Here is a 13654-nt window from a genome sequence, read left to right as displayed (position 1 = left end):
GACTAGTGGTTCTCGTTGGAGAACCTGTAGTCGTCCAGCGATCCAGACGCGGCATGGCGAGCGGACGGCCCGATGCCGGCGACAGGATGTTGTTCGACGACAGCATCAGGATGCGCGCCTCGGCCTGCGCCTCCGCGGACAGCGGGAGGTGCACGGCCATCTGATCACCGTCGAAGTCGGCGTTGAACACCTCACACACCAGCGGGTGCAGCTGGATGGCCTTGCCCTCCACGAGCTGCGGCTCGAAGGCCTGGATGCCGAGGCGGTGCAGCGTCGGCGCGCGGTTGAGCAGCACCGGGTGTGTCAACGGCCAGTTTGATGTCCCCGCTGGTGGCCAGGTAAAAGTCCCCACCCTGTGCGGGATGTTTTAGGTGGGTGGTACCTCCGTTCGGTGTGTCATGCGGTAGGAGTCGCCGTCGGTGATGACGATGGTGGCGTGGTGTAGGAGTCGGTCGAGGATGCTGGCGGCGGTGGTGTGTTCGGGCAGGAAGCGTCCCCATTGTTCGAAGGGCCAGTGACTGGCGATCGCGAGAGAGCGGCGTTCGTAGGCGCCGGCGACGAGCCTGAATAGCAGTTGGGTGCCGGTGTCGTCGAGCGGGGCGAATCCGATCTCGTCGAGGATGAGCAGATCTTGGCGCAGCAGGGTGTCGATGGTTTTGCCGACGGTGTTGTCGGCCAGCCCGCGATACAGGGTCTCCACGAGGTCGGCGGCGGTGAAGTACCGCACTTTGTGTCCGGCGTGCACTGCGGCGATCCCCAGCCCGATCAGGGTGTGACTCTTGCCAGTCCCGGCTGGGCCGATCAAGGCCAGGTTGTGTTGGGCCCGAACCCATTCCAGCGAGGACAGGTATTCGAAGGTGTTGGCCGGGATGGACGATGCGGCCACGTCGAACGATTCCAGGGTTTTGGTGAGCGGGAACCCGGCAGCTTTGAGTCGGTTGCGGATGTTGGAGGCATCACGAGCGGCGATCTCGGCTTCGACCAGGGTCCGCAGTACTTCTTCGGGTGTCCACCGCTGAGTTTTCGCGGTGAGCAGCACCTCGGGTGCGGTGCGGCGGATCGAGGCCAGTTTCAATCGGCGTAGCGCGTGGTCGAGGTCGGCCGGTAGTGGCGGCACTGTTTGGGGTGCAACTGATGTCGATGTTGTGGTGGTCATGACACCTCCTTGTCGCCGGCGCCGAGCTTGTAGGCATCCAGCGAGCGGGTGGGCGCGGTAGGCAGATGCCCGAGCAGTGCTGTGCCGGCCGGTCGCGGGTTGGGGGTGCCGGCTCCGGCATCGAGGATCGAACGCACATCGGCGGCCTTGAACCGTCGGAACGCCACCGCCCTGGTCAGAGCGGTGAGCACCTGTTGATGGCCGTGGGAGGTGACCAGGCCGAGGATGTCATCGAGTTCACCGCCCAGGCGGGTGTTGCCGATCGCCGCGGCACCGACCAGGAACTGCTCAGCAACCTCACCGAGAGCGCAGAACTGTTTCTCCACCGCAGTTTTGGGTCGTGGTGCACGACTGGGCGGTGTGCGTGGCCCCCCGTAGTGGTCGTCGTTGAGGACGACCTCTCCGGGTGCGGCCAGCAGATGTTCGGCAACCATCTCACCGGAGGCGGGTTCGGCGATCAGGAGCCGCTCACCGTCCTGGATGAGGGTCACGGTGGTGCCGATGAGCCGGTTGGGTACCGAGTAGCGGGCCGAGGCGTACCGGATACACGAGAGGCGATCGACCTTACGGGTGACCGGCGGTGGACCGACTTGGGCCCGCAGAGATGGCAACTTCGACAGCACTTCTCGTTCCACATCGAGTTGCTCAGCAGGCACGCACAGTGTGTCGCTGTGGCGGCGGGTGTTGACCTCGACACACCAGTCCCGCGCGGCCCGGTTCGCTGCGTGCACATCCAGCTGCACGTCGTCACGACCTGCGGCGATCTTGGCTTCGGTCCACAACGGTTGCGCCAGATCCGACTGCGCGTACCCGCACAGGTTTTCCACGATCCCTTTCGATTCCGGATCGGCGCCGTGACAGAAGTCCGGGGCGAACCCGTAGTGGGTGGCAAACCGCACATACGTGGGGGTCGGTACGACGACGTTGGCGACGACCCCACCTTTGAGGCAGCCCATCCGATCAGCGAGTACCTTGTTGGGTACTCCACCGATCTCTTCCAACGCCTCGGCGATGAATCCGAGTGTGGTGGTGGATGTTTCGTTGGTGGCGAACCGAACGAACCGCCAGCGTGAGAACGCCAACACCGCGCAGAACATGTGTAGCCCGCCGATCACGGCCCAATCGATGACCAGGTAGTCACCCGGAGCCCACACTGCCGGGCGACGCCCACGATGATGGTCACGGCGCCACTGTGTTTTCTCCTGAGCGACGAGACGACGGAAGTTGCGGGCCGAGCCTGCATAACCCGCCGCTCGCGCTACTGATAGCAGACGTTTCGCGGTGATCCGGCCGCGCGACCGCTCGACTCGCTCAGCGACCAGCTCGGCAACGGTGTCGTAGTTGCGGGCCCGTACCATGCGATCTGGTGGTTGATCGTCGGCCTCGAACCGGTCGACCACACGCTTGACGGTCTTGTGGGTGGTGCCGCACACCTCGGCGGCGGCGCGATAGCTTCCGAGTTCTCGGTAAGCAGAAATGATGTCCATACGGTCCTTCGCAGACTTCAATGGAACTCCCAGGCGGTGACAGTGATCGGTTGGCACCTTCACCGTCATCGCCTGGGCCCTCAGTTCCGGGTCGACACGACGAACACAGGGTGGGGACTTTTATCTGGCCACCAGCGGGGACCTCGACCTGGCCACCAGTGGGGACTTTCTCATGGCCATGGACAGGGTGCTCGCCGATGACCTCTTCGAGGACGTCCCACACGGCGGGGCGCTGACGCTCCACCATGCGCTTGGCCGACTTGATGTTCTGTGCCTGGTCCAGGTCGACCAGACGCTTCATCACGAACGGCTTGAACAGCTCGGGCGCCATCAGCTTGGGCAGACCGCACTGGTGCAGCTTGAGCTGCGGGCCGACGACGATGACCGAACGGCCCGAGTAGTCGACACGCTTGCCGAGCAGGTTCTGACGGAAACGACCCTGCTTGCCCTTGAGCAGATCCGACAGCGACTTCAGCGGGCGGTTGCCCGGTCCGGTGACCGGACGGCCGCGACGGCCGTTGTCGAACAGGGCGTCGACCGACTCCACCTACCGCATCCGGGAGACAAACAAAGCGCGGATGGTTCCACCGGTCTGTGCTGACGGCTCGATGCCGACACAATCGGACCGTGGATTGTGGAACCAATCGCGATGTTCCGCGCTCCAATGGTGGTAAAGGTCCTGAGACCATAGGGAGCCCATGAAGAAACGGATGCACAAGTGAACAGACTCGCTATCGACTTCGGCACCACCAACAGTGCGGCAGCATTCGCACTCGGCCAGGCCGAGCCGGTGACCGTCCGGCTTGATGGCGGAGACACGACGCCATCGGCAGTGTTCGTCGATGGAAACAATCTGATTGTGGGCAGGGCTGCACTCAACAATGCGTTGCTGATTCCGTGCGCCTTCGAGCGATCCCCAAAGAGAAGGATGGCCGAGGGCCACATCCAACTCGGCGATCGCTTGTGGGCTGTCCGCGATCTCGTCGCCGCGGTCATCGGATCGATCGTGACGAGCGCCGAACGAGCTGCGGCTCTGCATGAGTCCTTCGACGAGCTCATCCTGACCCACCCCGAGTCGTGGGGTGAGGTGCGATTGAAACTCTTGCGTGACGCAGCGGAGATCGCCGGCATCCGCGGCGATCGGATTCGCCTGGTGAGTGAACCTGCGGCAGCCGCTGCGTACTACACACGACGCCATTCACCAGCCGCAATAGCTCAAATGTGCGTGTTTGATTTCGGGGGCGGAACGTGCGACGTCGCCATCATGCATCAGACATCCGAAGGCGACTACCGCGTGATTGCCGCTCGTGGTGACAGCACCCTCGGCGGGGACGATTTCGACGATCGGCTGCGCGGCTGGGTCTTCGAGCACCTGTCGACGAATGACCATGTAGCAATGACCGAGTTGTCCCGGGCTGCATCGGCATTGACGCTGATCGATCAGATACGCACTGCAAAGGAGACCCTCTCCTCCGCCAACCGTGCAGTGATCGCAATACCACACTGCACACAGGCACTCCAGATCACACGGAGCGAGTTCGAAGGGTTGGTCGACGACCTCGCAGAACGGGCAGTGCGCCTGGCGCAAGACGCGATCACCGACTCTGGGGGCGGGCGGCTACCGATATTCCTGTCAGGTGGATCGAGCAGCATTCCACTCATCCATGTCCGACTCTCCGAGGTGGGCGACGTCCGACAACTCGGTGACCCGAAGACACTGGTCGTACACGGTGCCCTATGGCATGCGTCCGCCGCAGAGCACCCTGCGATATCGACGCCTGCGCCCGGTGCTGAGGAACGACTCGTCCCCGTCAGGAACCGTGAGTCTGCCGGACCGCCGTCCTCCGCTGAGGTCTCGGAACCGGCCGATGAGACCCAGCAGATCGACACCGCCGCAAAGGCGGGACCAGCGTCATGGCTCGCGCGGGTGCAACGTGCTGACGCTGCCCTTCCAGGCTGGGCGAGCGGAGCGGTGAGCTGTGCCTTACTCCTCCCGTTGCTGGCGGTGTGGCCACTAGCGCGGCATTTTGGCGTCCAGTACATCGATGATGAGTTTGTTTGGGTCGGCCGGGTCGGAAGCACAGTTCTTGACTGGGTGCTCATCAGCGTCGCGACCATCTACTTCAGCGCCGTCGTCGCCGTGCGGGCGCGAACGACTCGACTCATGTGGTGGTCTGCCCTCACAGGATTCGTTGGAACTCTCGGGTTTTTCCTCAACCAGCTCCCGATGGCACAGACTGGGCGGTGGTTCTTCGAGGGCGGTACTGATGCGACCACGGGGTGGACGCGCCTCAACCACGACCTACTGCCCTGGTTCACCCTGCTTATGGTGCTCGCTTGGGGCTTGTCCCGCCGACAGTCGAAGGCATGGCTCGGTGGGCTTGTCGTCGCGGCAGTATTCGTCTTGTTCGTTCCGATCGGGTCAACCAGAACGTATTGGGACTATGAGCGAGCATTCAATTCTTACGAGGCGGACAATTCGGACCTTTTCAACACGTTCGTGGAACTGTTTCCGCAGGTCATCGGGCCCGACCATGCACCGATTACTCCGGACACCCCCAGCCTGATCTACGTCTATTTGGGCATCGTGCTGTGTTGGCTCGCGGACCGCATCGGCACACTGATCTCTGCGCAACCCGCAGTGGGTCAAGATGTGACTGCCATCTCGGGAACAAACGCCACTCCACGGCCTTCTACTCTTGATGACAGACGTGAACTGAACGATTGAACGCAGGGATGTTGACAACCTCTGATGACCTACCCCAGTGGTGGAGCGAGTACGACGCCATCGATGATCTCACTCTGCCCGAAGGCGTGTGGAACGCTGCCGTCGAGGCGGCGTTCGATGATGCCCGCGAGGTTGACTACGCATTGTACGAGAAACCCGAGCTGTCCAGCCAAGACGCCGCCGACATGGAACAAGATGCCGATCGATGGGAATCGCCACCCGGGCCCGCGAGCTCCGACTGTTCGACTTTCCGCGAAAGTCTCTTCGACTCGCCAGACGTGGCTGACGACGAGGATGACGATGGCTGGCCGGAACGCGCTGACGGCTATGAGTTCTGAGCCCGGGCACGCTGCGTTAGGGCCGTGCCCGTTAGTGCACGGTCCGCAGCGAGCGCCTTCAGGATGTTCGACGCTCGATTGAGTTCGGTATCGAGGACCCCGAGGCTCTGACTCCGTTTTGCTTCGTCGGCACGAGCCTGCTCCGCCGACTCTTTGAGCAGCCGCCGCGACTCCGCTAACGATTCGGCGAGCGTTTCGGCGTAGGTAAGTCGCAACTCTGGCCCGAACTCGTTCAGAACTGTCCTGATCGCAGAACTGGTGTCCTCCTGGGCTTGACGGAGTGTGTCGTTGAGCCACCTGGTGAGATTCTGTTTTCCGAACTTGGTCGCCCGGAACCCGACGATCACGACCCCCCACACCGGGATCAGGGCAACGGCGAACGGTCCCGCCAGTGCGCTGAGCCCTCCTCCGGCCATGGCCATGGAGACTAATTGGGGGTCGAGGAATCCCTTCCAGCGTTCGTACTCTCGGGGAGGACGTAGGTCGACGGCTTCGAGTCCGGAGAGTGCCTCCGCGATCGACTCCGACTTCAGGAATGCTTCCCCCATCATGTCGATGGCCAGGTCGTTCAACTCCGATCGCAATTCGGTCACGATCTGGTTGCACAGGGCCTCGACCTCAATGCTCATCTCGCCGACGATCCGCTGGGAGTGGCGACTCAGTCCGACGACGCCGAGTTTGTCGAATCGCTTCTCCCACCGTTGTTTGAAGTCACCCACGAGCACTTTCCCACGATTGTCTGACGCCAACTGCAGCCGCGTCAGTCGCTGCCCCAGGCGTGTGCTCCACTCCTTCTGGGCGGCCTGCAGTTCTTCTAGGCGGGCCTTCTCCTCGGTCATCTCTCGGTGCACGCGTGGTGCGTCGACGATCGCTTGCCGGCTGGTCTCGAGCTCCGCCTGCAAGCCGGCCAGCGCTACCATCGCACACTGGAGGGCATTGCGACGCACCACCATTAGAGGATCGCCGAGCGCATCATCGATCGCCGAGGCTAGTTCGGGAATCCCCGACGACTTCCACAACGACGGTGTGCGAGCATCGTCCTGCGAGCGCATCGCTTTGAGTGCGAATAGATTTGATACACCCACGATCGGTATTCCCGCGAACTGCGGAGCATTCTCGGCGAGCAGCCTGCGGTTGTCGTCGACGATGGATCGCCACGACGTGAGCGCCTTGTCGGTCTTGGTCACCGCGAGTATCACGGTGCCGATCTCGGCGGTGACGCTCTGAAGAAACTCGAGCTCGGCAGAGTTGATCGGGGCGAGCGCATCACATACCATCACCAGTGCGCACGCACCGTTGGTGGCAGTCACCGCGGCTTCCATGTGGCGGGGGTCGAACCCGTTGACACCCGGGGTGTCGACGATTGTCGTCCTGGGGAGGTGGGCTGCATCGACGACAACCTCCGCTCCGATCGGCACCATCGCGTCGATTTCCCGAACGGTGGCCTCCGCATCGGCGGCCTTCCCATCGATGGTCACCCACTCGACAACCTCGCCGAGCGGAACCTCATGCCGGCGACCCCCCGGCAACAGCAACGAGGCGCTACCCCGGACACGATCCGCCGAGGTCGGCACGTAACGAACTTCCGCCGAGGTCGCGATGTCGGTGTCGACCTTGGCAAGTCCGGGCACTCCGATCAGTGCGTTGACCAGAGAACTCTTGCCGCGCTTGACCTCTCCGACCACCACGACGGTGCGGCTGGGCGGAATCCGGCTCGCCACCTCGGCGATCTGCTCGGCTTCACGATCCTTGCCGAACCGTTTCAGGATGGCTCCTGCCGCAACGACCGGATCCACTCGTTTCTTCTGCTCGGCGGTGGCCGGACGCGTCATCGCGCCACCTCGCCCATCGCCAGCTGATAACTACGTTCCAGCACGGTCAACGCCTCTCGCTCCACCCCGGAGAAGGTCGTGAGTTTCATGGTTCGGCAACTCGATATCCGTTGTATCGCAGCGTCTCTGATTTCGTCGGCCCCGCTTCCAGCCGCCACTCCCACTCGACTCTCGGTATTGTCGCTATGCAGCAAGCGCTCCAGTTCGTCCAGGAGCGGACTCGTCGGCGCGGATTGCACCAGCCTGTCGAGGGCAACGACTTCGCGTAGGCAATGCAGCCGCGGATCGAGTTCAGCCTCTTCGATCAGCGTCAGGATCTCCGCGCGAGCCGACGACCTCCACGCCTGGTGCTGGAGTGCGTCCAGCGCGGTTCGGGCCTTCAGGACCGGGCCCGTCAGGCGGAAACGGTCGTCGATGGCCCGGTGCAAGGCCTGCAGACCCGATCGCTCGATCAGCCAATCGGACAACCTGATAGCCCCACCCGAGGCTGCCAAACGGCCGTGAACCACGCCGTAGAGTCCGATCTTCGTGTACAGATTCATCAGCGTCGGGTCCGCTGATCCACCGTCGATGTCTGCCATCAGATCGAATTCGTCGACGCCGTCGAGTCGCGCCAGCGTTGCGGCCTCGTGCTCGGAGATGCCGACCTCTGCACTCTCGGCCATCAGACCCGCGACCGGAATGGCGGCACTCGCCAGGTCGCGGCGTTCATGCAGAAGGCGTTGCGCGTGACGCGTCGCGACGTCGAAGGGGTCTTCCTCGCCCATGACGCCGTCACCGGCAATGTCGGCTCGCGAGATCACCAGAATCGTGTTGACACGCGATGCACCCATTGCGCGCATGAACTCGGCCTCGTCCTGACGCACGTGCCCACCCTCCACCAGAAAGAGGGTCACTTCCGGTTGAGGCAGGCCACCGTGATCAACAAGCGCCCGACGCGTGGCACGCTCCGAGGTGATTTCATGGCTGCTGAGGCCCGGGGTGTCGATGACTCGATATCGATCTCGTAGTCGGGATTGCGGCGTGTACGCCACCGCGAAGTCGATGTCATCGAGCGGCATCCCCAACTGCGCGGGTGCGAGTTCGGGCAGCCGGAGTCGTTGCCCACCGAAGCCGATCACATCGAAACACTCGGGCGCCCCACATTCATAGAGTGTGGCGACGCGTGTGCACTCACCCGCGTCCGTCGGCGCGACCTGCGCCCCGACCAGTGCGTTCACCAACGTCGACTTGCCCGAACTCACCCGCCCCGCCAGACCGATCGTGGGTACGCCCACAAGTCGCTCCGCCAACTGGTCGATCCACCGCTTCTCGTCGGTGGTTTTTACCACCGACGCCGCTGAGGTCAACAGCGATGTGACGATGTCGATCACCGAGGCAGGACTGTCCTCCACGCCATCACCAGTGCTTTCTCTTTGATTCGACACGAGGCTGCACGCCCACAACTTCCTGAGTTTCGCATGCTGTATCGCAAGTTTCCAGAGACCCAGACGGCAAATACTTAGTCCGACTAACCAATTGGGCCCTACTCGGCCCACGGGAACTTTCTGAGGGGAGCCGCCCTCCTATCTACCAAATGCCAATCGCGAACACGCGAATCGAGGAGACCGATGAGTGATTTCATCGACAGCAGCACTGACGACACCGATGACGCCGCACACGACGCTGATACGGCGATCGACCCCCTGGCGTCCGCACAGTTCGGATCGTCGGCCGATACCGCCATCCCCTTTTTTGACGACGAGAGTGCCGTGTTCGAATCCCCAGCGGGGGCCCGCGAGGAGTTCTCGCCCCACTGGTTCGAACAGGCCGCGAACGGAACATGCGTTCCCGCCAGTGTTGCGCAGATCGTGTCCGAGTACACCGGAACCGAATTCGCCAACGAAGGCGTCTTCGTCCAGTACGCCTACGAGCAAGGATTCTATACCGACGGCAAAGTCGAGAACGGGATGACCGCCGAGCAAGGCGCGGCGATCCTCAACGCCGCCGGCATACCGGCGACGGTCGCAGAGGGAGACCTGGAGAGCCTAGAGACACTGCTCGAGGCCGGCCATGGGGTCATGCTCGCAGTCGACTCCGGTGACTATTGGTCGCCAGGGCAGGAGGTCGTCGACGAATTGACCGGAGTCGACATCGGCGCCGACCATTGCGTGGTGGTCACCGAAATAGATGAGAACTCAGGCGTCGTATACCTTTCCGACACCGGGACTCCGGATGGTAATCAGTTGGCCGTCCCGCTCTACCAATTCGAACAAGCGTGGGCAGAGAGCGCCAACACAATGGTTGTGTGCGATGATCCCTCGCCGAACACCGGCTCCGCGACCGACGACTCCACCGACCCCGAGTTCATCCCCGGCGAGTACACGACGACCCTCGCCCCAGACGACGAATACGCGTATACCGATGCCGCGTCGTCGACATCGGTAGTCGACGCGACAACAGGCCTGCCTTCGACCTCCGCAGCGGGTGCCGGCCCGTCGATCACATCGGATCTGGCTGCAACAATCGACTGGGCCACCGCGCGCCCATGGGTAATGCTGCCCGTGACCCTGACGATTGGCGCCATCGCCGGCGCGCAAGTCTCGAGTCGACGATGATCACCGCTCAGCAGGCAACCATGGATCCCAGCGTCTGGCGCTTGGCCCTGATCGCCGTACTGGGCGCCTGTGCCGCGGCGTGTGGGTACCTACTTGGTGGGTCGCACCGCAGTAGGCACGCTGTCAGCGCCACCGCGCACTCCCCAACCGTGGCAAGCGACGCCCAGGACGGCGAGAGTGCCCGGTTGGTGCACGCTCTCATAGGCGCATATGACACCAGCTCCGAGGAGTCCGTCAGACTGTTCATCACTCAGGAGCTGAACCGAAACGGTGTCGATTACGTTGGTATAGCGCCTGATTCGCGGTTTGATTCGGAGACTGCGCGCTGCGTCGCCACCGAGCCGGCACCCACTGCGGAACTGGATGGCCGAGTGGCCCACACGGATCGGCCGGGCTGGCGCAGACGTGATGGCACGACCGTGTACCGCAATGCCGATGTGACTGTCTGGAAGGCGTCGCGATGACGACGACGAGAAAGGGGATAGTGGCGGTTCTGGCCGCCATTGCTCTTGGTGCCGCGCTGATTCTCTTCATCGTCGACTTCGACGGGACAGATGCTCCCGCGCACACGAACACCGTCACAGAACGGAATGAACCGAACAACGCACCGCCCGGTGAACCGATGCCACGGACGCCAGCCGACCCGCAAGATTCGCATGGCTAACGAATAGTCCTGTGCCGCTTGGCTGCTGCACTACCGATGATGCACCTACGCCGCTATGATCGTTGAACACGCAAGGATTGAATTCACGATCACGAATTTCGCGAGCGAAGGCGGCAGTGCCAGGTGAGCATGGAGCAGAGGCCGGACACCGACGCCCTCACGCGTGCCGCCACAGCCGGCGACGCACAGGCCTTTGTTCAACTGGTCGAGATTCAACGCAAGCAATTGTGGGCCGTCTGCTACCGAATCACCGGAAACCGGCTGGATGCCGAAGATGCGCTCCAGGACGCTCTGGTGGCCGCATGGCGCGGGATCGGGAGCTTTCGTGGCGACGCCAAATTCTCGACGTGGCTGTACAGAATTGCGTCCAACGCCGCCATCGCCCAGTCCAAGAAGGCATCCTCGGATGAGGACCTCGACGGATACGACATGTCGTCGAATCTCGACATCGCCGGGCAGGTGACATCGTCGGACCGGATCCACGACGCGCTGCAACTGCTCCCCGAGGCCTATCGGGTCACCTTCGTGCTGCGGGCTTACGGCGACCTGAGCTACCAGGAGATCGCCGACCACCTCGCCGTACCGATTCAGACAGTCCGGAGCAGACTCTCGCGCGCGAAAAGTGCACTGCAAGAGTCGCTTTACGATCTACAGTTCGATGAACGCGCGGAATCTGGTTGATGCCCTGGTTGAACACGGCCTCGTGAATTGTCGGCTAGGTGCAATCCAGTGGGATCGTGATGTCCTCATTGTTTCCAGAGATATCGGGGGTGGAGTCCGCACATAGCTCCGCCTGGGATCTCCACCAATCAAAGGCTTCTTGTGCTGTCGCTAACCCACGATTGTACGTGGTGCATGTATCGTACAGGCGCGTCTGCCTCTCAGTGCACAACGCAGCACGGGCGTCATCCGTCAGGACCGACACTAGCCTCCAGTTTTCGCGGTAGTCCGAGGCATTCGGAGCATCGAAATAGATCGCGGATTCGGGTTCGGGGAATGTCGCAGACCCCACTACAGCACTGAATTGTGACGGGCCGGCCGCTGTGTAGAGGTCGCGAACATAGACGTTGACGGCATATCTATCAGTCATCGAGCACGATATCGCGGATTCATACCCCGCCTGAGATAGGTATAAGCAACCGCCGTTAGTGGCGATCTCAGCTGGTACTCGATCAAGCATCGCGCAGAGACGGTTATAGGGGGTCGCTCGACGCGGCCGGATGATCCCCCCTGGTCCGACGGGCGGCGGCGGATTTAGACACCAGTCGATATCTGCCCGGCTGATCGGATCGCCAACAGCCCCAAGGTTGTAGTAGACCTGGGGGGTGTCGGACGGCGAACTGCTCTCAGCTACGGCCGAACCGCCGGAGTCGTCGGTACCCGAGTCCGCGGACATGGCGGAAGCGACTCCTAGAATCACAACGACGATCAGCGCAGCAGCAGCGGCCGCCGCGCCGGCCATCCACTTTCCTGACCGCCTGCTCGAACCTTCCGTGGCTGAGGCCTGCTCACGATTGATTGAGTTGTCGTTATCGATTACCGCAGGGATGGGGGTGGGGTCACGGTGCGGGTCCAAATTCTCACCCGCCACGCCAATGCGGTTCAACGACCGGATCGCTTCTTCCTCAGAGAGCTGACCCCGTACAACGGTTTCGGGCGCAACTGGTTCTTCTTCAGATTCTCCCGGTTTGGAGAAATTGGCACCGAGGACCACAACGGTCTTGGGATCTCCGAGGCCACGAACCTCACCGAGGTCCGCGAGTCGCTCGTGGATCTGTGGCAGGTGGCTGGCACCACCCGACAAGAAGATGGGCATGGGCCCACCCTTGACGTCGGCGAGTACGTCGCGGGTCAACTGGGTGGCGCGATCGATCAGGTCACCACAAACTTCGGTCAGTTCCGACCTCGTGATCTGGAGTGCACGGCCATCGGGTAGGCCGATCACGGCCCGGCTATGGGACGAGAGTGTTTCTTTGGCGTCGCGAGCCCTATCCATCAGCGTCAGTTGGGCCCCGACGCTGGACATCGCGGTTGTGACATCCCCACCGTCACGGGCGAGTTGTTGAAACACCCATCCGCGCAGGCGGGTATCGAAATCATCGCCACCCAATGTGGTGTCGCCACGAGACGCGAGGATGGTGTACGTGTCGCCGCTTCGTTCGAGCACCGAGACGTCACACGTTCCGCCGCCGAAATCGAAGACGCAGAATCTCTCGGCGTGGTCTGCCTGGGTACCTGAATAGAAGCAAGCGGCTGCAGCAGGCTCGGGCATCAGGTGAAGGATCTGAGTACTGATACCCGCTCCGGTGGCTGCCGAGCGCAAGGTGTCCACACGCGCCTGCCCCCACGACTCAGGATGAGTAAGGATCACCTGCGAAAAGTCGCTGCCCGGCGGCAGTCGACGTCGAGCCGCCTCCACGATTGTCCGCAGCACCGCCGCTACGAGATCGCTGACCGCCCATAGGCGCCCTCCCAGCACCAGGTGGCCATCACCGATGCGCCGTTTCGGCGACCGCTCGAAAGCGTCGGGATCGAGCAGTGCATTGTTCAGCGCCGCAGAGCCGACCGTGATCTCGTCGCCGTCAACCCACACCGCCGACGGCATGGTGTCGCCGTCCGCAAGACGCACGACGACCGGATCGCCGGCTCCGATCCGAATGGCTGCCGCACTATTGGTCGTGCCGAAATCGATCGCCAACGCAATCCGCTGCATCAACCCTCACCTCAAGTTCGGCAGCACGACGAACGCGCCGGAATAGACGTTCCCATCCTGCTCCTTCGCCACGCTGCGGCGTCGCCTGTTCGGGGAAACCACGTCAGTACTGCCTCGTCCTCAAGTCGCACACAGGTGA

The 13654-nt window shown here is 62.6% G+C and carries 10 protein-coding genes and 2 pseudogenes; 5 read left to right on the top strand and 7 right to left on the bottom strand.

The window, feature by feature from the left end; translation table 11 throughout:
- Nucleotides 1-31 precede the first annotated feature (31 nt).
- From C5O27_RS02700 to C5O27_RS22815, 4 genes and pseudogenes are all read right to left on the bottom strand, one after another.
- Nucleotides 32-301, bottom strand: a pseudogene (locus C5O27_RS02700) (hypothetical protein); the annotation flags it as partial.
- A 66-nt stretch (nucleotides 302-367) separates the two neighbouring features.
- Nucleotides 368-1156: an IS21-like element helper ATPase IstB gene (gene istB, locus C5O27_RS02695; protein WP_006902471.1), complete on the bottom strand. Its 789-nt coding sequence runs from the start codon at nucleotides 1154-1156 to the stop codon at nucleotides 368-370.
- Nucleotides 1153-2664: an IS21 family transposase gene (gene istA / locus C5O27_RS02690; protein ID WP_127961568.1), complete on the bottom strand. Its 1512-nt coding sequence runs from the start codon at nucleotides 2662-2664 to the stop codon at nucleotides 1153-1155. The genes istB and istA overlap by 4 nt, the downstream gene beginning before the upstream one ends.
- Before the next feature lie 160 nt (nucleotides 2665-2824).
- Nucleotides 2825-3187 (bottom strand): annotated as a pseudogene (locus C5O27_RS22815) (hypothetical protein); the annotation flags it as partial.
- A gap of 174 nt (nucleotides 3188-3361) precedes the next feature.
- Between C5O27_RS22815 and C5O27_RS02680 the strand changes: the two are divergent.
- Both C5O27_RS02680 and C5O27_RS02675 read left to right on the top strand, forming a co-directional pair.
- Complete coding sequence (locus tag C5O27_RS02680) at nucleotides 3362-5371, top strand: Hsp70 family protein (protein WP_167483110.1); 2010 nt, start codon at nucleotides 3362-3364, stop codon at nucleotides 5369-5371.
- A gap of 8 nt (nucleotides 5372-5379) precedes the next feature.
- Entirely contained in the window at nucleotides 5380-5709 is a 330-nt protein-coding gene (locus C5O27_RS02675; RefSeq protein WP_127961848.1) for a hypothetical protein, read from the top strand.
- Here the strand turns inward: C5O27_RS02675 and C5O27_RS02670 are convergent.
- Both C5O27_RS02670 and C5O27_RS02665 read right to left on the bottom strand, forming a co-directional pair.
- Nucleotides 5697-7541: a dynamin family protein gene (locus C5O27_RS02670; protein WP_127961847.1), complete on the bottom strand. Its 1845-nt coding sequence runs from the start codon at nucleotides 7539-7541 to the stop codon at nucleotides 5697-5699. The two genes, C5O27_RS02675 and C5O27_RS02670, sit on opposite strands and share 13 nt — an antisense overlap.
- On the bottom strand, nucleotides 7538-8914 hold the full coding sequence (locus C5O27_RS02665; protein WP_164905298.1) for a dynamin family protein: 1377 nt from the start codon (nucleotides 8912-8914) through the stop codon (nucleotides 7538-7540). The genes C5O27_RS02670 and C5O27_RS02665 overlap by 4 nt, the downstream gene beginning before the upstream one ends.
- 237 nt (nucleotides 8915-9151) lie before the next feature.
- Here C5O27_RS02665 and C5O27_RS02660 point away from each other — a divergent pair, with 237 nt between their 5' ends.
- The 3 genes from C5O27_RS02660 to C5O27_RS02650 all read left to right on the top strand — a co-directional run bounded on the left by C5O27_RS02660 (nucleotide 9152) and on the right by C5O27_RS02650 (nucleotide 11483).
- Nucleotides 9152-10138 (top strand): C39 family peptidase, encoded by a 987-nt coding sequence (locus C5O27_RS02660; protein ID WP_127961845.1) that lies wholly within the window; start codon nucleotides 9152-9154, stop codon nucleotides 10136-10138.
- A 460-nt stretch (nucleotides 10139-10598) separates the two neighbouring features.
- Nucleotides 10599-10802, top strand: a complete 204-nt coding sequence (locus tag C5O27_RS02655) for a hypothetical protein (RefSeq protein ID WP_127961844.1) — start codon at nucleotides 10599-10601, stop codon at nucleotides 10800-10802.
- Between the two features lie 129 nt (nucleotides 10803-10931).
- Nucleotides 10932-11483, top strand: a complete 552-nt coding sequence (locus tag C5O27_RS02650) for an RNA polymerase sigma factor (RefSeq protein WP_127963742.1) — start codon at nucleotides 10932-10934, stop codon at nucleotides 11481-11483.
- Nucleotides 11484-11517: 34 nt separating this feature from the next.
- Here the strand turns inward: C5O27_RS02650 and C5O27_RS02645 are convergent, their stop codons facing one another.
- Entirely contained in the window at nucleotides 11518-13515 is a 1998-nt protein-coding gene (locus C5O27_RS02645; RefSeq protein ID WP_127961843.1) for an Hsp70 family protein, read from the bottom strand.
- Nucleotides 13516-13654 lie beyond the last annotated feature (139 nt).

This window comes from Gordonia alkanivorans (assembly GCF_004011905.1).
Classification (GTDB): domain Bacteria; phylum Actinomycetota; class Actinomycetes; order Mycobacteriales; family Mycobacteriaceae; genus Gordonia; species Gordonia alkanivorans.
The sequence above is the reverse complement of the archived record's forward strand: the minus strand, read 5'-3'. Positions and strand labels throughout refer to the sequence as shown.